Annotated in this window: 26 protein-coding genes and 3 tRNA genes; 11 read left to right on the top strand and 18 right to left on the bottom strand. The window is 53.6% G+C overall.

Annotated features, from left to right (window positions below; translation table 11 throughout):
- The first annotated feature begins 149 nt into the window (after nt 1-149).
- Complete coding sequence (gene ettA, locus OOJ59_RS09170; RefSeq protein ID WP_160955418.1) at nt 150-1817, top strand: energy-dependent translational throttle protein EttA; 1668 nt, start codon at nt 150-152, stop codon at nt 1815-1817.
- Between the two features lie 81 nt (nt 1818-1898).
- Here the strand turns inward: ettA and nadR are convergent, their stop codons facing one another.
- From nadR to serB, 3 genes are all read right to left on the bottom strand, one after another.
- The gene (gene nadR, locus OOJ59_RS09175) at nt 1899-3131 is read right to left on the bottom strand and encodes a multifunctional transcriptional regulator/nicotinamide-nucleotide adenylyltransferase/ribosylnicotinamide kinase NadR (RefSeq protein ID WP_160955417.1); all 1233 of its coding nucleotides are present in this window, start codon (nt 3129-3131) and stop codon (nt 1899-1901) included.
- Between the two features lie 140 nt (nt 3132-3271).
- A complete protein-coding gene (radA, locus tag OOJ59_RS09180) occupies nt 3272-4654 on the bottom strand; it encodes a DNA repair protein RadA (RefSeq protein ID WP_003829944.1) in 1383 nt (460 codons plus the stop codon).
- A gap of 60 nt (nt 4655-4714) precedes the next feature.
- Complete coding sequence (gene serB, locus OOJ59_RS09185; protein WP_121529979.1) at nt 4715-5683, bottom strand: phosphoserine phosphatase; 969 nt, start codon at nt 5681-5683, stop codon at nt 4715-4717.
- 116 nt (nt 5684-5799) lie between these two features.
- On the opposite strand from serB, the gene OOJ59_RS09190 reads away from it, so the two are divergent.
- Both OOJ59_RS09190 and lplA read left to right on the top strand, forming a co-directional pair.
- Nucleotides 5800-6435, top strand: coding sequence for a YtjB family periplasmic protein (locus OOJ59_RS09190; RefSeq protein WP_038637011.1), 636 nt, complete (start codon nt 5800-5802; stop codon nt 6433-6435).
- 15 nt (nt 6436-6450) lie between these two features.
- Nucleotides 6451-7467 (top strand): lipoate--protein ligase LplA, encoded by a 1017-nt coding sequence (gene lplA, locus OOJ59_RS09195; protein ID WP_160955416.1) that lies wholly within the window; start codon nt 6451-6453, stop codon nt 7465-7467.
- Between the two features lie 87 nt (nt 7468-7554).
- Here lplA and deoD read toward each other — a convergent pair whose 3' ends face one another.
- The 4 genes from deoD to deoC form a co-directional block, all read right to left on the bottom strand.
- Nucleotides 7555-8274, bottom strand: coding sequence for a purine-nucleoside phosphorylase (deoD, locus tag OOJ59_RS09200; protein ID WP_000224864.1), 720 nt, complete (start codon nt 8272-8274; stop codon nt 7555-7557).
- Between the two features lie 112 nt (nt 8275-8386).
- Nucleotides 8387-9610, bottom strand: a complete 1224-nt coding sequence (gene deoB / locus OOJ59_RS09205; protein ID WP_160955829.1) for a phosphopentomutase — start codon at nt 9608-9610, stop codon at nt 8387-8389.
- Nucleotides 9611-9661: 51 nt separating this feature from the next.
- Nucleotides 9662-10984, bottom strand: a complete 1323-nt coding sequence (gene deoA / locus OOJ59_RS09210; RefSeq protein WP_069324099.1) for a thymidine phosphorylase — start codon at nt 10982-10984, stop codon at nt 9662-9664.
- Nucleotides 10985-11091: 107 nt separating this feature from the next.
- Complete coding sequence (gene deoC, locus OOJ59_RS09215) at nt 11092-11871, bottom strand: deoxyribose-phosphate aldolase (protein ID WP_003019042.1); 780 nt, start codon at nt 11869-11871, stop codon at nt 11092-11094.
- Between the two features lie 261 nt (nt 11872-12132).
- On the opposite strand from deoC, the gene OOJ59_RS09220 reads away from it, so the two are divergent.
- Nucleotides 12133-13683, top strand: coding sequence for a YjjI family glycine radical enzyme (locus OOJ59_RS09220; RefSeq protein ID WP_160955830.1), 1551 nt, complete (start codon nt 12133-12135; stop codon nt 13681-13683).
- A complete protein-coding gene (locus tag OOJ59_RS09225; protein WP_085048355.1) occupies nt 13655-14518 on the top strand; it encodes a YjjW family glycine radical enzyme activase in 864 nt (287 codons plus the stop codon). The genes OOJ59_RS09220 and OOJ59_RS09225 overlap by 29 nt, the downstream gene beginning before the upstream one ends.
- Before the next feature lie 64 nt (nt 14519-14582).
- Here OOJ59_RS09225 and OOJ59_RS09230 read toward each other — a convergent pair whose 3' ends face one another.
- The 8 genes from OOJ59_RS09230 to holD form a co-directional block, all read right to left on the bottom strand.
- Complete coding sequence (locus tag OOJ59_RS09230) at nt 14583-15359, bottom strand: metal-dependent hydrolase (RefSeq protein WP_137351356.1); 777 nt, start codon at nt 15357-15359, stop codon at nt 14583-14585.
- The gene (locus OOJ59_RS09235; protein ID WP_038636998.1) at nt 15356-16429 is read right to left on the bottom strand and encodes a patatin-like phospholipase family protein; all 1074 of its coding nucleotides are present in this window, start codon (nt 16427-16429) and stop codon (nt 15356-15358) included. The genes OOJ59_RS09230 and OOJ59_RS09235 overlap by 4 nt, the downstream gene beginning before the upstream one ends.
- 121 nt (nt 16430-16550) lie before the next feature.
- Nucleotides 16551-16712: a DUF1328 domain-containing protein gene (locus OOJ59_RS09240; protein WP_003019081.1), complete on the bottom strand. Its 162-nt coding sequence runs from the start codon at nt 16710-16712 to the stop codon at nt 16551-16553.
- Nucleotides 16713-16839: 127 nt separating this feature from the next.
- Nucleotides 16840-17457, bottom strand: a complete 618-nt coding sequence (gene osmY / locus OOJ59_RS09245; protein WP_038636996.1) for a molecular chaperone OsmY — start codon at nt 17455-17457, stop codon at nt 16840-16842.
- A gap of 306 nt (nt 17458-17763) precedes the next feature.
- The gene (gene prfC, locus OOJ59_RS09250) at nt 17764-19353 is read right to left on the bottom strand and encodes a peptide chain release factor 3 (RefSeq protein ID WP_006686587.1); all 1590 of its coding nucleotides are present in this window, start codon (nt 19351-19353) and stop codon (nt 17764-17766) included.
- Nucleotides 19354-19445: 92 nt separating this feature from the next.
- Nucleotides 19446-20126: a pyrimidine 5'-nucleotidase gene (gene yjjG / locus OOJ59_RS09255; protein WP_008786125.1), complete on the bottom strand. Its 681-nt coding sequence runs from the start codon at nt 20124-20126 to the stop codon at nt 19446-19448.
- Between the two features lie 14 nt (nt 20127-20140).
- Nucleotides 20141-20587 (bottom strand): ribosomal protein S18-alanine N-acetyltransferase, encoded by a 447-nt coding sequence (gene rimI, locus OOJ59_RS09260; RefSeq protein ID WP_038636994.1) that lies wholly within the window; start codon nt 20585-20587, stop codon nt 20141-20143.
- Nucleotides 20556-20969 carry a DNA polymerase III subunit psi gene (gene holD, locus OOJ59_RS09265; protein WP_038636992.1) on the bottom strand — a complete coding sequence of 138 codons (414 nt, stop codon included), beginning with the start codon at nt 20967-20969 and terminating at the stop codon, nt 20556-20558. Before holD ends, rimI begins: the two co-directional genes overlap by 32 nt.
- Nucleotides 20970-21072: 103 nt before the next feature.
- Between holD and rsmC the strand changes: the two genes are divergently transcribed.
- The 4 genes from rsmC (at nt 21073) to OOJ59_RS09285 (ending at nt 22646) form a co-directional block, all read left to right on the top strand.
- Entirely contained in the window at nt 21073-22104 is a 1032-nt protein-coding gene (rsmC, locus tag OOJ59_RS09270; protein WP_160955831.1) for a 16S rRNA (guanine(1207)-N(2))-methyltransferase RsmC, read from the top strand.
- 222 nt (nt 22105-22326) lie between these two features.
- A tRNA-Leu gene (locus OOJ59_RS09275) sits at nt 22327-22413 on the top strand.
- Nucleotides 22414-22441: 28 nt separating this feature from the next.
- A tRNA-Leu gene (locus tag OOJ59_RS09280) sits at nt 22442-22528 on the top strand.
- A gap of 32 nt (nt 22529-22560) precedes the next feature.
- Nucleotides 22561-22646 (top strand) — tRNA-Leu (locus OOJ59_RS09285).
- Between the two features lie 36 nt (nt 22647-22682).
- Here the strand turns inward: OOJ59_RS09285 and OOJ59_RS09290 are convergent.
- A complete protein-coding gene (locus OOJ59_RS09290) occupies nt 22683-22919 on the bottom strand; it encodes a DUF1435 domain-containing protein (protein ID WP_074458506.1) in 237 nt (78 codons plus the stop codon).
- A gap of 251 nt (nt 22920-23170) precedes the next feature.
- Here OOJ59_RS09290 and OOJ59_RS09295 point away from each other — a divergent pair, with 251 nt between their 5' ends.
- Nucleotides 23171-24247 (top strand): GGDEF domain-containing protein, encoded by a 1077-nt coding sequence (locus OOJ59_RS09295; RefSeq protein ID WP_038636989.1) that lies wholly within the window; start codon nt 23171-23173, stop codon nt 24245-24247.
- A 108-nt stretch (nt 24248-24355) separates the two neighbouring features.
- Complete coding sequence (gene fhuF / locus OOJ59_RS09300) at nt 24356-25144, top strand: siderophore-iron reductase FhuF (protein ID WP_038636988.1); 789 nt, start codon at nt 24356-24358, stop codon at nt 25142-25144.
- Between the two features lie 29 nt (nt 25145-25173).
- Here fhuF and OOJ59_RS09305 read toward each other — a convergent pair whose 3' ends face one another.
- Both OOJ59_RS09305 and OOJ59_RS09310 read right to left on the bottom strand, forming a co-directional pair.
- On the bottom strand, nt 25174-26517 hold the full coding sequence (locus tag OOJ59_RS09305) for a PTS sugar transporter subunit IIC (protein WP_160955832.1): 1344 nt from the start codon (nt 26515-26517) through the stop codon (nt 25174-25176).
- Nucleotides 26507-26647, bottom strand: coding sequence for a hypothetical protein (locus OOJ59_RS09310; protein WP_170973693.1), 141 nt, complete (start codon nt 26645-26647; stop codon nt 26507-26509). The genes OOJ59_RS09305 and OOJ59_RS09310 overlap by 11 nt, the downstream gene beginning before the upstream one ends.
- Nucleotides 26648-26759: the final 112 nt, after the last annotated feature.

Genomic DNA, 26759 nt, shown 5'->3' on the forward strand with positions numbered 1-26759 from the left:
GCTAACCAGACATTGCAGAATGCGCCACGTCACGGACACTTTTTTACTTTTGTTGCGAGTGAGATCTGCTGGCTGGGATTGGGCAATGAAAAAGGCTACACTTCGCTTTTGATAACTCTATTCATCACTATAAAAGAGGCGAAGTCCACGTGGCTCAATTCGTTTATACCATGCATCGTGTCGGCAAAGTCGTTCCGCCGAAACGTCATATTCTTAAAAACATCTCACTGAGCTTCTTCCCTGGCGCCAAAATCGGTGTACTCGGTCTGAACGGCGCGGGTAAATCTACCCTGCTGCGCATCATGGCCGGCATTGATACCGAAATCGAAGGCGAAGCTCGCCCACAGCCGGGCATTAAAATCGGTTACCTGCCGCAGGAACCAAAACTGAACCCGGAACACACCGTCCGTGAGTCTGTTGAAGAAGCGGTGGCCGAAGTCGTTAACGCCCTGAAAGGCCTGGATGAAGTATATGCCAAGTACGCAGAACCGGACGCCGACTTCGATAAACTGGCCGCGCAGCAGGGCAAGTTTGAAGAGATTATTCAGGCGCACGACGGCCATAACCTGAACGTGCAGCTCGAGCGTGCCGCTGACGCCCTGCGTCTGCCGGACTGGGATGCCAAAATCGAGAACCTTTCCGGTGGTGAACGCCGCCGCGTCGCGCTGTGCCGCCTGCTGCTGGAAAAACCAGACATGCTGCTGCTCGACGAACCAACCAACCACCTGGATGCCGAATCCGTTGCCTGGCTGGAACGCTTCCTGCACGACTTCGAGGGTACCGTCGTGGCGATTACCCACGACCGTTACTTCCTCGACAATGTTGCGGGTTGGATTCTGGAGCTGGACCGCGGCGAAGGTATTCCATGGGAAGGCAACTACTCCTCCTGGCTGGAGCAGAAAGATCAGCGTCTGGCGCAGGAAGCTTCTCAGGAAGCCGCTCGTCGTAAATCTATCGAGAAAGAGCTGGAGTGGGTGCGTCAGGGTGCGAAAGGCCGCCAGTCTAAGGGCAAAGCCCGTCTGGCGCGCTTTGAAGAGCTGAATAACACCGAATACCAGAAGCGTAACGAAACCAACGAACTGTTTATTCCACCTGGACCTCGTCTGGGCGATAAAGTCGTTGAGGTCAGCAATCTGCGTAAATCCTACGGCGATCGCGTGCTGATCGACAACCTGAGCTTCTCGGTACCGAAAGGCGCTATCGTCGGCATCATCGGTCCGAACGGCGCGGGTAAATCGACGCTGTTCCGCATGATGTCCGGCCAGGAACAGCCTGACAGCGGCACCATCACGCTGGGCGAAACCGTGAAGCTGGCCTCCGTTGACCAGTTCCGTGACGCAATGGATAACAGCAAAACCGTGTGGGAAGAAGTTTCCGGCGGGCTGGATATCATGAAGATCGGCAACACCGAAATGCCAAGCCGCGCCTACGTAGGCCGCTTTAACTTCAAAGGCGTGGATCAGGGTAAACGCGTGGGCGAACTGTCCGGCGGTGAGCGCGGTCGTCTGCACCTGGCGAAGCTACTGCAGGTTGGCGGCAACATGCTGCTGCTCGATGAACCGACCAACGACCTGGATATCGAAACCCTGCGCGCGCTGGAAAACGCCCTGCTGGAGTTCCCGGGCTGCGCGATGGTTATCTCGCACGACCGTTGGTTCCTCGACCGTATCGCCACCCACATTCTGGACTACCAGGATGAAGGTAAGGTTGAGTTCTTCGAAGGTAACTTTACCGAATACGAAGAGTATAAGAAACGCACGCTGGGCGCCGATGCTCTGGAGCCGAAGCGTATCAAGTACAAGCGTATTTCTAAGTAATTACCGTTAAGCGCCGTATCCGGTCTACGAGGTTAATGCAACTTCCAGGCCGGATAAGCGCGGCGCTATCCGGCATTTAACCTATCTCTGCTCGCCCATCAACTCTTTCACCAGCTCCACGCAGCGCAGGAATCGACCATCGTAGTCAGGTTCCTGAACGTGCACGAAATCGATATTGTTTTCCTGCAGCATCCCGACCAGCAGCGACTGAAACGCTTTTCGGTCAACCGAGCTGCCAAGGCTACGCAAACCATCCGCCACCCATGGGGTGTTGTTTTCCAGCAGGATCACCAGGTCAAAACGGTACTCATCAATCAGCGCCTGCACAAACGGGTGTTCACGCCCTTCGTACTTTTTACAGAATGCCTGAGTGGTCACGAAATCGGTATCGATAAACGCCACTTTATTGGCATACTTGACAGCAAAATCAATGTATTGTGCTTGTCCGAGGGCAATCTTATCGTAGTCGGAATATTGCAACGCCATCTCGTCGCCGCCCAAATGGGAGAAGACGTAATCACGCCCGTATTCCCACGCACTGGTGGTGTTAAAGATATTGGCGAGCTTGTTCACCAGCGTGGATTTTCCGCTCGACTCCCCGCCAAGGATCGCCACGGTGCGCACGAAAAACGGCTTCACTTCGGTGGGAATATACTCCCAATAGCGAAACGGGTTTTCGCGGATTTGCCCGCCACTGATGCTCATAAACGTCCGTTTCGGATCCACCAGCACCGTTTCGATCCCCAGATGTTTCAGATACTGCGGGGCATCTGACTCTTCAGAGGTGTAGATCCAGTTTGGCTGGATCCCCTTCTCCTGCATAAACGTTTTGATGCCGTTGCTCCACACGTCCCAACCGTGCGGATACGGCTCCATGCCCTCTTCGTTGAAGGCATGAATTCGGATATTTTTCTGATATTTAAATGTTTGCAGCAGCCAACGTAAACGATCGGGCACCGTCGGCTGTTGCGACATGGCGCTGTCTTCAAACAGGCTGCGATCGCGCGTATCGTCATAACCCATGATGATATGCAGCTCATCGACCTGACTACAGGCACGCTGGATCAGATAGATGTGGCCGGTGTGCAGCGGATAAAACTTACCGAATACCACACCGATATTTTTCTGCTGGCGCGGAAACTCCAGCCCGAGAAAACGGTGCAGCGCCTCCAGCTTTTGCGCGCTGGGGCTTTTGATTTTGGCATTCAGCAGTTGGCTTAAATATCCCTTGGTCATGCCACTGGCATCCGCCACCTGTTGCAGGGTACAGCCCTTTTGCTTTATGGCGGTTTTGAGATATTCGAACGATGACACAAGAGCCTCCTGCTGGAAAAATCGCGTAACACTGCCTGATGGCGCTTCGCTTATCAGGCCTACAACATCAATCCGTAGGCCGGATAAGACGCATTGCGTCGCCATCCGGCAAATTATACAACATCACTGCATACAGAGGATTATAAGTCGTCAAACACGCTTAACGCATCTGCAAGCTTTTTAACGCCAAAAACCTGCATCCCTTCCGGCACTTTTTTCGGGACGTTGGCGGCAGGCACAATCGCCCGACGGAAGCCATGCTTCGCCGCTTCAGAAATACGTTCCTGGCCGCTCGGCACCGGGCGAATCTCGCCCGCCAGTCCCACTTCGCCAAAGACCACTAAATCCTGCGGTAGCGGTCTGTCACGCAGGCTGGAGACCATTGCCAGCAGCAGCGCCAGATCGGCGCTGGTTTCGGTGACTTTGACACCACCGACCACGTTGACGAACACATCCTGATCCGCCATCTGCAAGCCGCCGTGACGATGCAGCACCGCCAGAAGAATCGCCAGACGGTTCTGTTCCAGACCGACCGCCACGCGACGCGGGTTCGCCATCATTGAGTGATCGACCAGCGCCTGAATCTCTACCAGCAGCGGACGCGTACCTTCCCAGACCACCATCACCGAACTACCGGAAGTAACTTCATCGCCACGGCTTAAGAAGATAGCGGAAGGGTTACTGACTTCACGCAGGCCCTGCTCGGTCATGGCAAAGACGCCCAGCTCATTCACCGCGCCAAAGCGGTTTTTATGGCTACGCAGGGTACGGAAACGGGAGTCGGCATCGCCGTCGAGCAGTACCGAGCAGTCGATACAGTGCTCTAGCACTTTTGGCCCGGCCAGCGATCCGTCTTTCGTCACATGACCTACCATCACAATCGCCACGCCGCGCGTTTTGGCAAAGCGCGTCAGGTAAGCGGCCGTTTCGCGCACCTGCGCCACGCTGCCCGGCGAAGACTGAATATCCGCCATGTGCATCACCTGAATGGAGTCGATCACCATCAGCTTCGGCTGTTCTTCTTCGGCAATCAGGCAAATTTGTTCGATGCTGGTTTCCGACAGCATGTTCAGATTCGCCGTCGGCAGGCCAAGCCGATGCGCGCGCATCGCCACCTGCTGTAGCGACTCTTCGCCGGTGACGTACAGCGTTTTCATCTGCTCGGCGAGCTTGCACAGCGTTTGCAGCAGCAACGTCGATTTGCCCGCGCCAGGGTTACCGCCAATCAGAATAGCGCTGCCAGGTACCACCCCACCGCCCAGCACGCGGTCAAACTCTTTAAATCCGGTGGAAAAACGCGGCAATTCCTCAAGGCTGATGTCAGACAGCTTCTGCACTTTTGCGACACCCGCATTCCCGGCATAGCCGCTGAGCCGCTCGTTACGCGCCACCGTCGGCGACGCGGCAAGGCGCACCTCGGTAATGGTGTTCCAGGCCTGGCAGGCGCTGCATTGCCCCTGCCAGCGCGGGTAATCGGCCCCGCATTCATTACAAACAAAGGCGCGTTTTGGAGCTTTTGCCACGTTTTACCTCTTTCGTTAACGCTTTTGCCGGATAGCGCTGACGCTTATCCGGCATCAACACTATTTCTGGTTCATACTGCCGGAGAGAATGCAGAACACCCCCATCAGATCGGCGTGACGGATAGTAATCTCTGTCTTTTCATTCACTTTGGGTTTGGCATGATACGCAATGCCCAACCCTGCGGTTTTAATCATCGGCAGATCGTTCGCGCCGTCGCCGATCGCCACCGTCTGCACCATCGGGATCTCATACTCTTGCGCCAGACGGGTCAGCGTATTGGCTTTGTATTGCGCATCGACGATATCGCCAATCACATTGCCGGTAAATTTCCCGTCCATGATCTCCAGCTCGTTTGCTACAGCCGCCGTCAGACGTAACTTATTACGCAGATAATCCGCAAAGAAGGTAAACCCGCCGGAGGCGATAGCCACTTTCCAACCCAGCGTTTCCAGCTTCAACACCAGTTGAGTCAGACCAGGCATCAGCGGTAAATTTTCGCGTACCTGATGCAAAATATTGGCATCCGCGCCTTTCAGCGTTGCCACACGGCTGCGCAGGCTGGCGGTAAAGTCCAGTTCACCGCGCATCGCACGTTCAGTGACTTCGGCAACCATCTCGCCGGTGCCGGCCAGCTTCGCGATTTCATCAATGCACTCGATCTGGATCGCCGTTGAATCCATATCCATCACCAGCAAACCCGGCGTACGCAGATGTGGAATCTTGCCGAGTGGCGCAACATCCAGTCTGGCATCATGCGCCAGTTTTGCCGCACGCGGCGTTAACGAACCCGCCAGGCGAATCACCTGATAATCCTCAACGCACCAGGCGGCCACGATCACCATCGCCGCGCCCAGTTTGCTCTGGTATTGCGTGAGACGTTGTTTATCCAGCCCGCGACCATACAGCAGCCAGCCACTACGGCCCGCGTGGTAATCCAGCGGCATGACTTCATCGCCACTTAAAGAGAGGGGCAGACCTGGCCACAGAGAGACATCTTCAGGTAGATCGCACCAGGTAATGTTAGGCATTAAAGCTCCTGTAAAATCGTTCGGGTCGGAATCATCCAGGGGAAAATAACGCATGAGGCTACCCTGTAACCAGCGCTTCTGGCAACATTAAGTCTCAAATTTTCAGCAGGTGGAATATGGCTCGCACAAAACTGAAATTCCGACTACATCGTGCAGTGATTGTATTGTCCTGCCTGGCGCTGCTCGTCGCCCTGATGCAGGGCGCATCCTGGTTTAGTCAAAGCCACCAGCAACAACGTAATCCGCAACTGGAAGAGCTGGCCCGTACGTTGGCACGTCAGGTCGCATTAAACGTCGCGCCGCTGATGCATACCGAAACGCCGGATGAAAAGCGCATTAAAGCAGTGCTCACGCAACTGACGGAAAGCAGCCGTATTCTGGATGCGGGCGTGTACGATGAACAGGGAGACCTGATTACTCGTACCGGTGAGAGCGTCAACGTTCGTGACCGACTGGCGCTGGACGGTAAAAAAGCCGGGGGCTATTTTAACCAGCAGATTGTCGAACCCATTCAAGGCAAAAATGGTCCACTGGGCTATCTGCGCCTGACGCTGGATACCCACACGCTCGCCACCGAGGCCAAACAGGTGGATAACACCACCAACATTCTACGCCTTATGCTGCTCCTGTCACTGGCGATTGGCGTGGTGCTGACCCGCACCTTACTGCAAGGTAAGCGCACCCGCTGGCAACAATCGCCGTTCCTGCTTACCGCCAACAAACCGGTGCAGGAAGAAGATAAAGATGATTAAGAAAAGGAAATCGCTATGACTACCCTGCGCCTGCTTATCTCAGACTCTTACGATCCGTGGTTTAACCTGGCGGTTGAAGAGTGCATATTTCGCCAGATGCCCGCTACGCAACGCGTTCTGTTCTTATGGCGTAACGCCGATACGGTGGTGATTGGCCGGGCGCAAAACCCATGGAAAGAGTGTAATACCCGCCGTATGGAAGAGGATAACGTGCGGCTCGCCCGTCGCAGCAGCGGCGGCGGCGCGGTGTTCCATGATTTAGGCAATACCTGCTTTACCTTTATGGCCGGCAAACCGGAATACGACAAAACTATCTCTACCGCTATCGTACTCAATGCATTGAATTCATTGGGCGTTATGGCCGATGCTTCGGGACGCAACGATCTGGTGGTGAAAACGCCGGACGGCGATCGCAAAGTCTCTGGTTCAGCCTATCGCGAAACCAAAGATCGCGGCTTCCATCACGGTACGCTGCTGCTGAATGCAGACCTCAGCCGCCTGGCGAACTATCTGAATCCGGATAAAAAGAAACTCGCGGCGAAAGGGATTACCTCCGTTCGCTCCCGCGTGGCCAATCTTACCGAGCTATTACCGGGCATCACCCATGAACAGGTCTGTCAGGCGGTCACGGACGCCTTTTTCGCCCATTACGGCGAGCGCGTCGAAGCAGAAGTAATATCCCCGGATAAAACGCCGGATCTGCCGAATTTTGCCGAAACCTTTGCGCGCCAGAGCAGTTGGGAGTGGAATTTCGGCCAGGCGCCAGCGTTCAGCCATCTGCTGGACGAGCGTTTCACCTGGGGCGGCGTCGAGCTACACTTCAACGTCGAAAAAGGTCATATCACCCGTGCACAGGTCTTTACCGACAGCCTCAATCCCGCGCCACTGGAAGCGCTGGCGGGGCGGTTGCAAGGGTGTTTGTATCGCGCGGATATGCTGCAACAGGAGTGCGAGGCGCTGCTGGTTGATTTCCCGGAGCAAGAAAAAGAACTGCGGGAACTGTCGGCATGGATTGCCGGAGCGGTGCGTTAATAAAAAAAAGCCGGATGGCGGCTACGCCTTATCCGGCCTACGATCGCGAGGCCCGGTAAGCGCAGCGTCACCGGGCATCACACAGTCTTACTCTTTATCGCCCAGCAGAACAGATTCCAGCGCGATTTTGATCATGTCGTTGAAGGTCGTCTGACGCTCAGCGGCCGTGGTCTGCTCGTGGGTACGAATATGGTCGGACACGGTGCAGATGGTCAGCGCTTTCGCACCAAACTCAGCAGCAACGCCGTAGATGCCCGCAGCTTCCATTTCCACGCCCAGTACGCCGTATTTTTCCATCACGTCGAACATTTCGCCGTCCGGAGAGTAGAACAGGTCAGCGGAGAACAGGTTGCCTACGCGCGCGTCAACGCCCAGCGCTTTTGCCGCATCAACCGCGTTACGTACCATGTCAAAGTCAGCGATAGCCGCAAAGTCATGATCTTTAAAACGGATACGGTTCACTTTGGAGTCGGTGCAGGCGCCCATACCGATCACCACGTCGCGCAGTTTGACGTCCATACGCACAGCGCCGCAGGAGCCGACGCGAATGATTTTCTTCACGCCGAAATCGGTGATCAGCTCTTTGGTGTAGATAGAGCAGGATGGGATACCCATACCGTGGCCCATAACAGAAATCTTACGGCCTTTGTAAGTCCCGGTGAAACCTAACATGCCGCGAACGTTGTTCACTTCACGAACATCTTCGAGGAAAGTTTCAGCAATATGTTTTGCACGCAGCGGGTCGCCCGGCATCAATACGACGTCAGCGAAATCACCCATTTCTGCATTAATATGTGGAGTTGCCATCTTCAGTTCCTTTTACATTGTTGTTTTTGCCGGATGGCGGCTGCGCCTTATCCGGCCTACAAACGATTCCTGGTAGGCCGGATAAGGCGCAGCCGCCATCCGGCAACGGGCATTACAGCATGTTTTTACCGTAGTCCATTGGCGACGTACCGAAGTAGCTCGCTAGCGTCTGGCCGATATCCGCGAAGGTTTCACGGTGACCTAAAGAGCCCGGTTTCACTTTCGGACCGTAGATCAGCACCGGAATGTGCTCACGGGTATGGTCGGTACCGGTCCAGCTCGGGTCGCAGCCGTGGTCGGCGGTGAGGATCAGAATGTCATCTTCACCCATCAGTTCCATCAGCTCCGGCAGACGACGGTCAAACAGTTCCAGACCAGCAGCATAGCCCGCGATGTCGCGGCGGTGACCCCAGGAAGAGTCGAAGTCCACGAAGTTAGTGAAGACAATGGTCTCGTCACCCGCTTCTTTCATCTCTTTAATCGTGGCGTCGAACAGCGCATCCAGGCCGGTCGCTTTCACTTTTTTGGTGATACCGCAGTTGGCGTAAATATCCGCGATCTTACCGACAGAGACAACATGACCTTTTTTCTCGTCAACCAGTTTCTGCAGCACGGTCGGCGCTGGCGGCTCAACGGCCAGGTCGTGACGGTTACCGGTACGCTGGAAGTTACCGGCTTTATCACCGATAAACGGACGCGCGATAACACGACCGATGTTGTAACCGCCCTCGGTCAGCTCTTCACGCGCGATTTCGCACAGCTCGTAGAGTTTATCCAGGCCAAAGGTCTCTTCATGACAGGCAATCTGGAACACGGAGTCAGCGGAGGTATAGAAAATCGGCTTCCCGGTTTTCATATGTTCTTCGCCCAGTTGATCCAGAATCACGGTACCGGAAGAGTGGCAGTTACCGAGGTAACCCGGCAGGTTGGCACGTTTTACCAGCTTATCCAGCAGTTCCTGCGGGAAGCTATTTTCGTGGTCGCTAAAGTAACCCCAGTCAAACAGAACCGGCACTCCGGCGATTTCCCAGTGGCCAGACGGCGTATCTTTCCCGGAAGAGAGTTCATGCGCCCATGCGTAGGCGCCAATGACTTCCGCATTACCGTCCATACCAGCAGCAATTTTACCGGTAGAACCTTCGTGAGCTTTCACCAGGCCCAGACGGGTCAGGTTAGGCAGATTCAGTGGGCCTTTGCGACCATTGTCAGCCTCACCTTTCGCACAGGCTTCTGCAATGTGTCCCATAGTGTCTGAGCCTACGTCGCCAAAGCGATCCGCATCTTCAGTCGCACCAATACCAAAGGAGTCCAGCACCATAATAAATGCACGTTTCATCTTGTTCTCCATACATCTGCGCCGCAAAAAAGCGATCAGATCAGTATACAGTTATTCGGTTATACGACGATAGACTGTCGGTGTAATTTCTGGCGCTTTATTGTCAAGGCTGATTGCCGCTTTGACCGCTTTCGCCGCTTCCTGCCAGCTGGCTTCATCTTTCGCGTGGATCACCGCCAGCGGACGCTGTCCGTCTACGCTGTCGCCCAAACGGGCCATGTCGCTAAAGCCGACGCTGTAATCAATGGTGTCCGATGCCTGACGGCGTCCGCCGCCCATAGAAACGACTGCCATACCCAGCGCACGGGTATCCATCGCGCTGACGAAACCTTCGGTATCAGCATAGACGGCTTTACTGAGCATCGCCGTCGGCAGATACTTCGCATAGTTTTCGACGAAGTCGGTCGGGCCTTTCTGCGCCGCAACCATACGGCCAAAAATTTCCGCCGCTTTACCGTTGTCCAGCACCGCCTGCAATTTCGCGCGGGCTTCGGCGTCATCTTTCGCCAGATTGCCGGAGATCAGCATTTCCACGCACAGCGCCATGGTGACATCTAACAGACGTGGATTACGGTATTCACCTGTCAGGAACTGAACAGCCTCGCGGACTTCTACCGCGTTACCTGCGCTGGAAGCCAGCACCTGGTTCATATCAGTTAACAGCGCGGTGGTACGCACACCCGCCCCGTTCGCCACGCCGACAATTGCTTCGGCAAGGGCTTCAGAAAGTTCATAGGTCGGCATAAACGCGCCGCTGCCTACTTTTACATCCATCACCAACGCATCCAGCCCTTCCGCCAGCTTTTTCGCCAGGATAGAGCCGGTAATCAGCGGGATGGAATCCACCGTCGCGGTAATATCGCGGGTGGCATAAAAACGTTTATCCGCCGGTGCGAGCGAGCTGGTTTGCCCAATAATCGCCACACCCACGTCTTTAATAATTTCACGGAAACGCGCGTCGTCCGGGAAGATATCAAACCCAGGAATCGCTTCCAGTTTATCGAGCGTACCGCCGGTATGACCCAGGCCGCGCCCGGAAATCATCGGAATATAGCCGCCACAGGCAGCCACCATCGGGCCTAACATCAGCGACGTTACGTCGCCCACGCCGCCGGTAGAGTGTTTATCCACAATCGGGCCGTTCAGTTGCAGGCTTTTCCAGTCCAGCACGGTTCCTGAATCACGCATTGCCATGGTCAGCGAAACTCGCTCAGGCATTGTCATATCGTGGAAGAAAATGGTCATCGCCAGGGCGGCGATTTGCCCCTCAGAGATGGTGTTGTCGCGAATCCCATTGATAAAGAAACGAATTTCTTCATCGCTCAGCGCATGACCATCACGTTTTTTACGAATAATTTCTTGTGCGAGAAACACGGTAACCTCCCGATTATGGGCCGGGTAAGCAGTGCGCTCCCCGGCTAGTCGTATTGATGCCGGATGGCGGCTTACGCCTTATCCGGCCTACGATGGGCAATTCAAACTTAGTAGCTGCTTGCGCTCTTACCGTCGCCGTGACCCAGCGCTTTGAGCAGGCTCGCCAGCAGGCTGGATGCGCCAAAACGGTAATGGCGGGAATCTGCCCAGTCAGCGCCAAACAGTTCGTCGGCAATCGCCAGGAACTGCTGTGCATCTTCTGCAGTACGTACGCCGCCAGCGGGTTTGAATCCAACGGTTTTAGAAACGCCCATATCACGGATCACTTCCATCATGATGCGTGCGCTTTCCGGCGTCGCATTGACCGGTACTTTACCGGTAGACGTTTTGATGAAATCAGCACCCGCTTTGATAGAAATTTCAGACGCTTTGCGAATCAGGGCTTCTTCTTTCAGCTCACCAGTTTCGATGATCACTTTCAGCAGCACATTTGCTGCCGCACATGCATCTTTACAGGCTTTAACCAGATCAAAACCAATCTGCTCATTACCCGCGATCAGCGCACGATACGGGAACACCACGTCAACTTCGTCAGCACCGTAGGCAATCGCCGCGCGGGTTTCAGCCAGCGCGATCTCAATGTCGTCATTGCCGTGCGGGAAGTTGGTGACGGTGGCAATACGGATATCCGGTGTGCCCTGCTCTTTCAGGGTCTTACGCGCAATAGGAATGAAACGTGGATAGATGCAAATTGCTGCCGTGTTGCCAACCGGGGTCTTCGCCTGATGACACAGCGCGATCACTTTTTCATTGGTGTCGTCGTCATTCAGGGTGGTCAGATCCATCAGTTTCAGTGCACGCAGGCTGCTTGCTGTTAAATCGGTCATAACATTCTCCAACGGCATCGCCGTATAAAATTTCACCTTGCGAGTTTGTTAGTATTCTAACATCCGCTCGCGATTACACTTCGATATACATCACAGTTAATGAAAACCACATACAGATTTGCATTACTCTAATGAGATCCACTTCAAATAATTTACCTTTACCCCACAGGTGCGGTGGCATCAGACGCATCCGGATCAAAGGTTGCAGCGGCATAGCTTTCTACAATGGCGCTATACCTTCGGCACATAAAGGAACCAACGATGCCCACTTCAAGCGAATTCGCGCTGCAACAGCGGTGCCAACAAATCGTGACCAGCCCGACGCTCAGTCCTGAGCAGAAACGCCACTTTTTGGCGCTGGAGGCTGAAAACGCGCTGCCTTATCCGCCACTGCCCGCTGAGGCCCGTCAGGCGCTGGATGACGGGGTGATCTGCGATATGTACGAAGGTCATGCCCCGTTCAAACCGCGCTATGTGCTGCCTGATTACGCGCATTTTTTGGCCAACGGTTCCTCATGGCTGGAGCTTGAAGGCGCCAGCGACCTTGATGATGCGCTGTCCTTGCTCACCATCCTGTACCACCACGTTCCGTCAGTGACCTCGATGCCGGTCTACCTCGGTCAGCTCGACGCTCTGTTGCAACCGTATGTTAGAATTCTAACACAGGAAGAGATCGATATTCGAATAAAACGTTTCTGGCGTTATCTCGACAGAACCCTGCCAGACGCGTTTATGCATGCCAATATCGGCCCTGCCGATACGCCAGTCACCCGCGCAATTTTACGTGCAGATGCAGAGTTAAAGCAGGTTTCACCGAATCTGACATTCATTTATGATCCGCAAATTACCCCTGATGATCTGCTGCTCAACGTGGCGCAAAATATCTGCGAGTGCAGTAAGCCGCACATATCCAACGGCCCCGCAAATGATAAAATATTCACAAAAGGTCAGTATGGCGTCGTGAGTTGTTACAACTCTTTACCGCTCGCCGGGGGCGGCAGCACGCTGGTCAGGCTCAATCTGAAAGCCATCGCAGAGCGCAGCACCTCTGTCGATGACTTCTTTACACGCACCCTACCGCACTACTGCCAGCAGCAAATCGCCATCATTGATTCACGATGTGAATTCCTCTACACGAAATCACATTTCTTTGAGAATAGCTTCCTCGTGCAGGAAGGGTTGATTGATCCCGAACGTTTTGTGCCGATGTTCGGGATGTATGGTCTGGCGGAAGCGGTAAACCTGCTGTGCGAAAAGGCAGGACAAAGCGCCCGCTACGGGAAAGATGCGTTCGCCAATCAGCTCGGGTATCGCATTAGCGCCCAACTGGCGGAGTTTGTCGAACGCACGCCGGTGAAGTATGGCTGGCAGCAGCGCGCGATGCTGCATGCACAGTCGGGGATCAGTTCTGACATCGGCACCACGCCCGGCGCGCGTCTGCCTTATGGTGATGAACCTGACCCGATCACCCACCTGCAAACCGTCGCGCCGCATCACGCATATTATCACGCCGGGATCAGCGATATCCTGACGCTGGATGAAACCATCAAGCGTAATCCACAGGCGCTGGTGCAACTGTGCCTCGGCGCGTTTAAAGCCGGAATGCGTGAATTCACCGCCAACGTGAGCGGCAACGATCTGGTCCGCGTCACGGGCTATATGGTGCGCCTGTCGGATCTGGAAAAATATCGTGCCGAAGGATCTCGCACTAACACCACCTGGCTTGGTGAAGAGGCCGCACGCAATACGCGCATTCTGGAACGACAACCTCGTGTGATAAGCCATGAACAGCAGATGCGCTTCAGTAAGTAAACTGATCCCTTTCTCCTGCGTCGACGGGCCGGGCAGCCGCCTGGCTCTGTTCCTGCAAGGGTGTAATCTGCGCTGTAAGAACTGCCACAATCCATGGACGATGGGGCGCTGCAACGACTGCGGAGAATGTGTGCTGCATTGCCCGCATGAAGCGCTAAGCCTGAGTGCAGGAAAAGTATGGTGGCAGTCCGATGTGTGTCAGCAGTGCGACACCTGCCTGCGCCTGTGCCCGCAGCAGGCGACGCCGATGGCGCAAACCATGAGCGTTGATCAGGTGCTGCAGCATATTCGCAAGGCAGCCCTGTTTATTGAGGGAATTACGGTCAGCGGTGGTGAAGCGACTACCCAGTTGCCGTTTATTGTGGCGCTGTTTACCGCGCTCAAAAGCGATCCTCTGCTGCAACATCTGACCTGCATGGTCGACAGCAACGGCATGCTGAGCGAAACCGGCTGGCAAAAACTATTGCCGGTGTGCGACGGGGTAATGCTCGATTTAAAAGCCTGGGATAGCACGTGCCATCGCCAGCTTACCGGTCGAGATAATACGCTGATTAAACAAAGCATTACCTTTCTGTCAAGGCAGGGCAAGCTTGCTGAGCTACGCCTGTTGGTGATCCCCGATCGGGTGGATTATTTGCAGCATATTGATGCGCTGGCGGCGTTCATTAAGCAGTCAGGCGAGGTACCGGTGCGACTGAATGCCTTTCATGCGCATGGGGTGTATGGCGAAGCAAAAGACTGGCCGAGCGCAACGCCAGAGGATGTGGAGCAACTGGCGGCAGGATTGCGCGAGCGTGGGGTGGATAACCTGATTTTCCCGGCGCTGTATCTGTGATTACCGGATGCGACGACATCATAGGTAGGCCGGATAAGGCACAGCCGCCATCCAGGCCCAACAATCACACATTAAACAACGCGGTCGTATTGCGATACAGCGCATCTGCTATCACGTCCGCAGGCTCTTGACGCAGTTCGCATAATGTCTCAAAGACTCTGAGGGCCTGCTCGGGGCGATTGGGCTGCCCCTGAAAACCATTGAGCGGCATGTCCGGCGCATCGGTTTCCAGCAGGAGTGATTCCAGCGGCAATTGCGCCATCACCTCACGGGTTTTACTGGCGCGTGGATAGGTAATGGTGCCGCCAACGCCAATTTTGTACCCCAGTTGCACAAAGCGTTGCGCCTGCTGCAGACTCCCGGAAAAACCATGCACCACGCCGGTTCGTGGCAGAGCATGGCGTTTCAGATGCATCGCCAGCTTGTCATGAGTCCGTCGCGAATGCAGGATCACCGGCAGTTCGTAACGCTTCGCCAGTTTAAGCTGCGCGTCCAGCACCCGTTCTTGTTTATCAAATTGCGGAGCGTCCCGATAAAGGTCCAGTCCAATCTCGCCTACGGCTACCAGCTTTTGCGGGCGCGTATCCAGCGCCTGCTGCAGTTGGTCCAGACTGTCATCGCCGTGTTGTTCAATAACAATGGGATGCAGACCCAAAGCAGCAAACAATGGCGGATACTTTTCCGCTAACGCCAGTACGCGGGAAAAGTTTGCCGCCTGTGTCGCCGGAACAATGATGCAATTCACACCGACCGCCGCGGCACGTTGAATGCTGGCGGGCTCATCATCGGTAAACGGCGGGAAATCAAAGTGACAATGTGTATCAATGAAACGAAAACTCACGCCAGATCCTCGCTATCAAACGTTGTATCGTTAGCCTGAGGCGCATTGGTCACCACGGGCGCGTGGGCATCGTTGGCCACCGGTGCGGGAGGAACCACCACCGGTCCCGGCACGACAATCTTCGGCGTCTGACGAGGCAATGGCGCGTTTTTCGCCAACAACTTGCCGACGGTGGCCAGGAAGTAACGACCACACAAACGCCCGGTCTTATAGTCTTCTCGCAGCGCCGGAATACGGCTGCCCAGCGCCATGCTGTGGAGCGGTTTAGGCGGATAGATCTCAAAGATTCGCAGCTTACCCGGCGGCTTTTCAATAAAATTCTGGATCGCGCGATAGCTGGCTTCATGGTGTTGGACCAAATTCAGCAACGGTTGCAGACTGCTTTCGCCCAGCCAGCGCTCCATACGTTTGAACCACTGCGGGGTGTAGTACATTTGCGAAGGCACAGTGCGGATCACCACCAGCGTTTTTGCGCCATGCTTCGCCGCTTCCTGTACGGGTATGGCATCGCTGACTCCCCCGTCCAGATAGTTCACACCGTCCAGCGCAACGCCAGTGCGGTAGAATCCCGGAATAGCGCTGGAGGCGCGAATGAGATCGAGCCAGTTTTGCCGGTTTGGCGAAAAATAACCAGGCGTATAATCATCACCCCGGCAGGCGCACATATAAAACGCTTTCCCAGAGGCAAACAGACGCTCGGCGTTATCCATCGCCAGCGGCATCTGGGATGCGGTCGAATCCACCAGCCAGTCGAGATCGATTAAGTTTCCCCCGCGCACAAAGCGCACCGGGTCAAAAAACTCACGGCGGGTGGTGTAACGCATAATGACTTTACGACCGTAACCGGGCTGGTTACACAGATAGGCTGAAAGGTTTTGCGCCCCGGCGGACGTCCCGTAGTAAAGGTCAAAGGGATTGAACTGCGCACGCATGAACTCATCCAGTACGCCAGCGGTAAAGATTCCTCTTTGTCCCCCACCCTCACACACCAGCGCCATACTGCCTGGTTGAAACGGACGTAACGATAACGGCGCAATATTACCGAGCGTGACGGGTATTCTCTGCCCCACCTCTGCCTTCCTGTTATTTTTGTACTGGAACAACAAAGTAACGCAAATTGCCTGACGCTAAAACCGTAAAAGCCAGTCCACTGGACTGGCTTGGTAGCAAGTTATCTTTACGGTTTACTGACTAGGGTCGTTTACGCCCTGTAAACAGGCTGACCAGAAACAGAATGATCCCCACCACGAAAACAATTTTCGCTGCGCCTGCAGCGGTACCAGCCAGTCCACCAAAACCCAGTGCGGCGGCAATTAACGCGATAACCAGAAATATGATGCCCCATCGAAACATGCGCTTCTCCTTTACCATAGTTAATGTCACCGCTTGTTATGAGCGCTCAGGCTGCTCATCGGCGATATTTTTAGTGTGGTGCACAACACGCCTCCCGACAAACGTCAGGAGGACGAATTAAGTCGAATTACTGAGTTTTAAGGTCGTTTTTGACGCTTTTCACGCCATCAACGGCTTTGGCGATGCTCTCAGCACGATCGCTTTGTGCTTTTGAGTCAACGGTGCCGGAAAGTTGAACCACTCCATCAGTGGTCTCTACTTTCACTTTACGGGAAGGGACAATGTCATCAGCCAGCAGTTTTGCTTTAACTTCGCTGGTGGTTGCCGTGTCGCCCGCATAGCCTTTTACGGATGTGCTTTTGCTGTCGCGTACGTGTAGTTTGTCGCTCACTGAGGTTACGCCCTCAACGCCTTTGGCCACTTTCACGGCTTCTTCAGCCTGTGCCTGGCTTTCAACAAACCCGCTTAACGTCACCACTTTCTGGTCTGTTTTCACAGAAATATCGGTGCTCTTGATGCTTTCGTGATCCACCAGCGCAGCTTTTACTTTTGCTGTGATAGTGCTGTCATCCATGAAATTACCGACTTTGTTCATAGAGCTATCGACTTTCTGCCCCGCACTTTCGACACCAGATTGCGCTTTATCCGTCGTGGCGTTTTCTGCAAAAGCAGAACCCGTTGCAACAGCGGAGGTCAGCATCACGGCCAGCAGCGTTTTAGAAATCTTAAGTCCTGTCATTGTCATCGATGTATTCCTGTATGTTTTGCTAAAAGCGATGGTCTGCCGTAAACGGCGTTAACCAGCAACTAATCTTGTAAGTGGAATAAATATCAGCAATAGAAGCTGCAACAGGCAGCCTAAATAGCATTTAACGCCGATATTTATGTCATCACATTGTTAAATATAGTTCAGGATTTCGTGATCGCAGTCCAGATTGACTAAAAAACAGGCAAACAACAGAAAAACGAGAGGTTTTAAGAACATTCCGCAAGGGATTTAAAAGACAGGGAAAGTTGCAGGGCACGGCGAATACCGTGCCCTGGGAGGCGATTAGTGTTCGCGCGTTTTGCGGAACTGAACGTCAGGGTAACGTTCCTGGGTGAGATTCAGGTTAACCATGGTCGGTGCGATATAGGTGAGGTTATCGCCGCCGTCCAGCGCCAGCTGAACTTCGTTTTTACGCTTAAATTCTTCGAATTTTTTCACGTCAGAACATTCTACCCAGCGCGCGGTCGCCACGTTGACCGACTCATAAATCGCTTCAACGTTGTACTCGCTCTTCAGACGCGAAACCACCACGTCGAACTGCAGCACACCAACAGCGCCCACGATCAGATCGTTATTAGCAATTGGACGGAAGACCTGCACCGCCCCCTCTTCCGACAGCTGAACCAGCCCTTTCAGCAGCTGTTTCTGCTTCAAAGGATCTTTCAGGCGAATACGACGGAACAGCTCCGGCGCGAAGTTCGGAATACCAGTGAACTTCATCATTTCACCCTGGGTGAAGGTATCGCCGATCTGAATAGTGCCATGGTTGTGCAAACCGAGAATATCGCCCGGATACGCTTCTTCCACATGAGAACGGTCACCGGCCATAAAGGTCAACGCATCGGAGATCACCACGTCTTTACCAATGCGCACCTGACGCATTTTCATGCCTTTCTCGTACTTACCGGAAACCACGCGCATGAACGCCACGCGGTCACGGTGTTTCGGATCCATGTTGGCCTGGATTTTAAACACGAAGCCGGTGAACTTCTCTTCTGAGGCTTCCACGGTGCGGGTATCAGTTTTACGCGGCATCGGCGCAGGCGCCCACTCCACTAAGCCGTCCAGCATATGGTCAACGCCGAAGTTACCCAGCGCGGTACCGAAGAAGACCGGGGTGATTTCGCCCGCGAGGAACAGATCATGGTCGAACTCGTTAGACGCGCCCTGCACCAGCTCCAGCTCGTCGCGCAACTGCTGCGCCAGATCTTCGCCCACGGCGGCATCGAGTTCCGGGTTATTCAGCCCCTTAACAATGCGCACTTCCTGAATGGTGTGGCCTTTACCCGTCTGGTACAGGTAAGTTTCGTCTTTATAAAGGTGATAAACGCCCTTGAACAGCTTCCCGCAGCCAATCGGCCAGGTGATCGGCGCACAGCCGATTTTCAGCTCGTTCTCGACTTCATCCAGCAGCTCCATCGGGTCACGGATGTCACGGTCGAGTTTGTTCATAAAGGTCAGGATCGGCGTATCGCGCAGACGGGTAACTTCCATCAGCTTGCGGGTACGATCCTCAACGCCTTTCGCGGCGTCGATAACCATCAGACAGCAGTCCACCGCCGTCAGGGTACGGTAAGTATCTTCGGAGAAGTCTTCGTGCCCCGGGGTGTCCAGCAGATTCACCAGGCAGTCGTGATACGGAAACTGCATCACAGAGGTGGTAATGGAGATACCACGCTGCTTTTCCATCTCCATCCAGTCAGATTTCGCATGCTGGCTGGAGCCACGGCCTTTTACCGTACCGGCGGTCTGAATCGCCTGTCCGAATAACAGCACCTTTTCAGTAATGGTCGTTTTACCGGCATCCGGGTGAGAAATAATGGCAAAAGTGCGGCGTTTGGCCACCTCTTGCAAATAAGGAGACAACGTCATAGTCAAATCTTCTTAGGTAAGCACGGCAACGGGCCGTGCAAGTTGAATACGAAAAATTGCGGCTATTTTACCCATCAACGGGGGGGAGGCAATCAGTGTTTACACAGGAGCTGCTCCAGTTCGCTTAATGACGCGACCGTCCAGGTCGGCTGAATGCCTGCTGGCTGCTCGCGATGGTGCGTATTTAGCCAGCAGGTGGATAGCCCGGCGTTAATGCCGCCAAGAATATCGGACTCTGCGGTATCGCCCACCATCAGCACGCGGGAACGGTCAGGATTGCCCGCCTGCTCCAGCGCATGGTCAAAAATACGGGGATCGGGTTTTGCTACCCCAACCTGCTCAGAAATCACCAGCAGATCGAAATAGTCGCGCAGCCCCGTCCGCTCAAGGCGGATTTGCTGCAACGCCGTAAAGCCGTTAGTAATGATGCCAATTTTCGTTTTATCACGAATCGCATTGAGCAGAGAGACCGCCCCTGGCAACGGCGAGCAGATCTCAGCCATCGCATTGATAAATGCGTCATTAAGCTGGCCTGGTTCGACCTTCAGGCGTTCAGCCCAGCTCTGGAAACGGGCATGCTGCAATTGTAATGACGTAATCGCGCCGTTTTGATAATCCACCCATAGCGGTTTATTCACGGCCTGGTAGTCCTGAAAATCTTCAGCGGTAAAGGTAATGCTATAGTCGAGAAACATCCGCTGTAAGCCGGTAAACGAGTCAAACGTAAACAGCGTTTCGTCGGCATCAAAGAAAATCCAGTCCCACTTCTTCATCATTACACCTTGTCTTACATGCTGATTGGCAATGCCATGATAATGGCGTCTTCATGACCATCGGCCGTCGGATAATAATTGCGCCTGATCGTCGCCTCGTTAAAGCCCAGGCTTTCATACAGCGCGATAGCGGCAGCATTTGAGGCGCGCACTTCCAGCCACAGCGTCAAAATGCCGCGCTTTTCCAGCTCATCGATCAGGTGCTCCAGTAGCTCGCGCCCCAGGCCCTGGCGCTGAAAGTCAGGATCGACGGCGATATTGAACAGCGTAGCTTCATCCAGTACCACCTGCGTAATCGCAAAGGCGGCCATCACGTCGTCAACCCTCAACTGAAAATTGAGGTAGCGATCGCCCTGGTTGCTGGCAAATGTTTTTTCACTCCACGGAAAAGCGTGGGCGCGTTTTTCAATCTGAAATGCTGCAGGTAAATCAGTCGGTTCGAGGGAAGAAATCGTGTTCATATGCGCAGATTTGTTGCCATAACGCGGCGCGGGCCGCTGGGTTTTCCCGTAATTCATTAAACGCAGGACTCTCGACCTGAGCGCCTTCCAGCAGTAGTGGCTCTTCGGTTCCCAGCCGCCAACTATTACAGCGACTGCCCTGCGGCAGCATGGCGACACGGTCAGGCGTCAATTGTAAAACCTGATCCGGGCTGACGGTTATTGCGCGTAAAATATCGCTCATTAACGGTTCGGTTAGCGCGGGTAGCTGTGCAGCAACCATCACTAAACGGATATGCGCAGGAATGGAGATCGCGATTTCGCCCTGCAGTGCGCCAGGACGACGCAGCGACCACTGCGTAATGCCCAGTTGCTGTAACTGCCAGTCTCGTCGGGATGTCATAGCGAAACACTCCTGTCTATCAGGGGCGCAAATATAGCAAATTTGTCGAATCCGTGCCATCAAACAACTATAATCCCCGGCTGTACAATTTAAGGAGCACTCCATGTCTGCTTTTACCCCGGCAAGTGAAGTCTTGCTGCGCCACAGTGATGATTTCGAACAAAGCCGTATTCTGTTTGCCGGTGATTTGCAGGATGATCTGCCTGCCCACTTCGAAAGAGCCGCCAGCCGTGCGCACACTCAACAACTTCACCACTGGCAGGTGCTGAACCGCCAGATGGGTGACAACGTCCGTTTCAGCCTCATCGCTAAGGCCGATGACGTTGCCGATAGCGATACGCTAATCTACTACTGGCCGAAGAATAAGCCGGAAGCGCAGTTCCAGCTGATGAACATTTTGTCGCTGTTACCGGTGGGCAGCGATGTTTTTGTTGTGGGTGAGAACCGCAGCGGCGTACGTAGCGCAGAGCAGATGCTGGCCGAATACGCACCGCTGAATAAAGTCGACAGCGCGCGTCGCTGTGGCCTGTACCACGGTCGTCTGGAAAAACAGCCGGTCTTTGATGCAGAAAAATACTGGGATGAATATCAGGTTGATAATCTGACCATCAAAACGCTGCCGGGCGTATTCAGCCGTGACGGCCTGGATGTTGGCAGCCAATTGCTACTCTCCACTCTGACGCCGCATACCAAAGGTAAAGTTCTGGATGTCGGTTGTGGCGCAGGCGTACTCTCCGTCGCTTTAGCCAGCCATTCGCCCAAAGTCCGCTTAACCCTGTGTGATGTAAGTGCAGCCGCTGTTGAAGCCAGCCGCGCCACGCTTGCCGCCAACGGTATTGAAGGTGATGTGATCGCCAGCAACGTTTTTTCTGACGTGACGGGCCGCTTTGATATGATCATCTCCAACCCACCGTTCCATGATGGGATGCAGACCAGCCTCGATGCCGCGCAAACGCTGATTCGCGGCGCGGTGCGTCATCTCAACAGCGGCGGTGAACTGCGTATCGTGGCGAACGCCTTCCTGCCCTATCCGAAGGTGCTGGATGAGGTATTCGGATTCCATGAAGTTATCGCACAGACCGGACGCTTCAAGGTCTATCGCACCATCATGACGCGTCAGGCGAAAAAAGCCTAACTGATCAAGGCTGGATCAGGCATTTACGCTGCCACCAGACGTGACACTGAGCAACGCCGGATAGCGCTATCGCTTATCCGGCCTGGATAAAACGCCAAAAACCGTAGAAACGCCTTTTTTTTCGGCAATCACGTTAAGTTCGATAATTAACTGTTGACGCCCTGCATAAAATCTCTAGAATTCGCCTCCGTGGTAACGATACTTTTTGAGTGTCGATGGTATGCGAAGGTGGCGGAATTGGTAGACGCGCTAGCTTCAGGTGTTAGTGTCCTTTCGGACGTGGGGGTTCAAGTCCCCCCCCTCGCACCATAATCCACGTTGATATTGCTCGCACTGGGCGAAGGTGGCGGAATTGGTAGACGCGCTAGCTTCAGGTGTTAGTGTCCTTTCGGACGTGGGGGTTCAAGTCCCCCCCCTCGCACCAACGAGGCGATATCAAAAAAATAAGATGACTGTGCGAAGGTGGCGGAATTGGTAGACGCGCTAGCTTCAGGTGTTAGTGTCCTTAGGATGTGGGGGTTCGAGTCCCCCCCCTCGCACCAATTATCTTATTTCCTTCTCTTTTTCCCCTGTTTTGCTTATCCCTGATTCCAGTTCATCATTACCAACACAATGCCGCCAATCAGCGCTGCACATGAAGGTAACAGAATAAAATGCCGTAAGCGCTTGTGGTATAGCATGAGCGAAGTCAATAGTAATCCTAATACAATCATTACCTTCCATACATTGACCGACAGGTCGGTAAATGCCATCCCGGCAATGAGTATCCCCGGCAGCAGAACTCCCCATCCACTGCCCAGCGTACGTTGCAACATGGTTCCACCTATGACATTGATAATGATAACCAATATCATATGATATGTTTTCTCATTTGTCAGCTGGGAGGCACTATCAATTATATGAGTTTTACTTAACGATTGATGACATGAATAATCTAAGGTGATAAATTGCTCGCCGGTTAACGCTTCAACTAAAAATAAAGACCTCAGCGAATGATACCCCGTTCGTTATTTGTTTTATTTACCAACACATCTTCGTATATTACAGATAACTAACAATATTTACTATGACAGTACAATCCTGGCGAACTCTGCGCACTAAAAAATATCAACTCTCTTTGCGTTTGTTTCTGCTTCTCAACGCAGTCTCCGCGCTGTTTACGCTTTTTTTCCCACTTTTTGCCGTCAAAGCCTTATCTGTACCGGCTCTGCTGATACTGATCACCAGTACGCTGCTGCTTATATGGCATGGGAAATACACGGATAAAAAAATTAATCTCCCTTTTATTTCAATAATCTTTGGCTTGTTATGGGCATTCCATATTTTTCAGAAATATTCCACACTCGGTCATAATGACTATTATTTTCTGTTAATCGCACTGCTCAGCGTGCTGTTTATTGGATCTATTGCTTTCGCCAATAATATCATCGCGTTTACGCTTCATTCTCTCCCCTCCGTCGCCGTCTGTTTATGGCTTAGCGGCAACGAGCATAGTTTACGAATTTTCTATTTTATGGCGTTACCGATGGCCGGGATCGCCATCCAACATGTGATACAAAAGCGCTACGATGGTTTCGCCCAGCAGTTGATGTACAAACTGCTTGAGGAACGGGAAACGCTCAACGGACTCAGCATGCTTGACCCGCTTACCGGTTTGTATAACCGCCGGGGACTGCAACACAGACTCGATACGCTGTTGGCGCTGAGCAACTCGAAACACTACGTGCTGTTATTGGATATCGACCACTTCAAAGCCTATAACGATCATTACGGGCATATGATGGGCGACCAGGCGCTGATCCGCGTCTCAGCCGCCATTCGTGATTCCGTACGATCCCGGGATGTGGTGGCGCGATTCGGCGGCGAAGAATTCATGGTTTTGCTGACCGCGATCGATCCGCAGCAGGCACAGGCCGCCGCCGAGCGTATTCGTCAGAAAGTGTACGACCTTAAAATCCCCCACATGTTTAACGAAAACGTGGCAACCAACGTGACCGTCAGTATCGGCATTGCGCCGCTGGTAGAGCAGGATATTGAGGCCGCTATCGCCAGAGCGGATAAAGCCCTGTACGAGGCGAAAAATCTTGGGCGTAACAACACGCTGGTCAGCGATGAGCTGAGGGTAAACCGCCCTTCACTCTGAGCTATCTGTGCGGTGGCATCCGTCATCGCGACAAAGATCTTGCCATCGTTCATCGTCAACTATAGGATTAGCAATCATTATCATTTCGATTAACATCCTTATATTGCCATGGCTTATCGTTCCGCACCGATCGTTGAAGATGTCATCTGGCGTAGCCACCTTCCAGCAAAGATGCCCTCGCTGGCTGCTGCTGTACGCGAAACGATAGCCCAAACTCGTGAGCACCTGCTGGACTTTATTCGTCTTGACGAAATCCCCGTACCGGGCGCGATGACGCTACATGAATGGACGCAACCAGCGACGCTCAGTTCGCTGTTGGCCGTTTATTCAGACCATATCTATCGCAACCAGCCCACGCTGACACGCGAAAATAAGCCGCTGATTTCTCTCTGGGCGCAATGGTATATCGGGCTGATGATGCCCCCACTCATGGTAGCCCTGCTAACGCAAAAAGAGGCCATTGACGTCTCACCTGAACACATGCGCGTTGAGTTTCACGAAACGGGCCGTGCAGCCTGCTTCTGGATTGACGTCCACCAGGATCACCAGACTACAGCCCTGTCGCCTCAACAACGCATGGAAACGCTGATTCTCTCGGCACTAACGCCGGTTGTGCAGGCGCTGGAAGCAACAGGCGAGATCAACGCCAGGCTTATCTGGAGCAATACCGGATATTTAATTCACTGGTATTTAACGGAAATGAAGCCATTGTTAGGTGAAGAGCTGCTGAACTCACTGCGGCAAACCTGCTTTTTTGAGAAACAACTCTCCTGCGGTCAGGATAATCCGTTGTGGCGTACCGTTGTTCCACGCGAAGGATTACTGGTGCGCAGAACCTGCTGCCAGCGTTACCGCCTGCCCGACGTTCAGCAATGCGGTGACTGTACGCTGAAGTAAGCGAGGAGCCGTAGCCCCTCGTCAACAATTTATGCAACCTGCTGGTTTTCCTCTTCTATACGCTGTGCTTCTTCTTTTTCCTGCGCCAATAGCTGCTTTTCATAGACCTTAAAGAATGGGAAATAGATGATCGCCGACACCAACGCCAGCAGGACGACCAGGATGGCCGCGCGATAATCCCAGCCTAACGCCCATGCCGCGCCAACCGGTGCCGGGGCCGTCCAGGGAACGACGGAAATCACCCGTCCAATTAAATCCAGCTTCATCGCCGCCCAGGCCAGCACCGCATTCACCATCGGGGCCAACAGAAACGGGATAAAGAACACCGGATTCATGACAATCGGCGTACCGAAAATCACCGGTTCGTTAATATTAAAAATGCTGGGGACCACACTCAAACGCCCAATCGAACGTAAATGCGCCGAACGGCTGCGCAGATAGCAAATCACTAACCCCATCGTCGCGCCGGACCCACCAACCACGATGAAAAACGTCCAGAATGCTTCCATAAAGATATGTGGCAAAGGTGCGCCCTGTGCCAGCGCCGACTGATTCATTCCGAGATTGGTTAGCCAGAACATTTGCAGCATCCCCGACACAATCGCCGCACCATGGATCCCAGCAAACCACAGTAGATGACCAATCAGCACGGCCAGTAGTATCGCCGGGAGAGAATCAGCAGCGGATACCAGTGGTTTAAAGATGGCCATAATGGCCTGCGGAATTAGCATGTCAAACTGCGACTGTATCACCAGGCTCAGAGGGTACAGCGTTAGCACCACCACCAGCACCGGGATCAGCAGATCGAAGGAGTTTTTGATCATTGGCGGCACCTGATCGGGTAAACGGATGCCGATGTTGTACGCCTTCAGGAAACGCATCATTTCCACACAGTAAATCGCCACGAGGATAGCAGTGAAAATCCCCGTCCCACCCAGGCTATCGACGGGCATCGCGCCTTTGGTTTTCGGCGCGGCAATCAGCAAAAAAGCCATGATGGACAGCATTGCGCACATAAACGGATCTAACTGATGCGACTTCACATAGTGCTTACCCAGGTTATAAGCGATAGCCGCACAGATGTAGACCGACATGATCCCCATCGTCATATCAAACGGTGTGAGGATCTGGCCTTCAAACTGTTTTGCCATATCCAGCCATGCACGGGCAAATCCCCATGTGGTATCAGGAGAAAATGGCGGGTAGGCGAAAACCAGCAGAAATGAACCGACGATCATAAAGGGCATAGCCGAAATAAACCCATCACGGATTGCCATCACATGACGTTGTGAAGAGATTCGTCCGGCGACAGGGCTGACGTAGTTTTCAACAAAGCGGAAAATCACATTAAACACAGCATGATTAGTAGACATAGCCGCTCTCCCGTTGCGCAAAACCCTGCGGCCATGCAGGCATCAACACCACCACGCAAAGCTCATTACACTTTTTCGCAACCGTGCCGGGAAGAACACCAGCGCTACTGCATTTTGAGTTAAGTTTCATAGATGGCTCTTATTATGTGATACAGAGGAAGTGACAACTTCAGTATTAATCGTCATTTCAACATTCTGCAACCGGTTACTGTAACCGGTTTCTTTGATTGTGAAGATGATCG

It is taken from the genome of Citrobacter sp. W9 (genome assembly GCF_026719375.1).
Classification (GTDB): domain Bacteria; phylum Pseudomonadota; class Gammaproteobacteria; order Enterobacterales; family Enterobacteriaceae; genus Citrobacter; species Citrobacter werkmanii.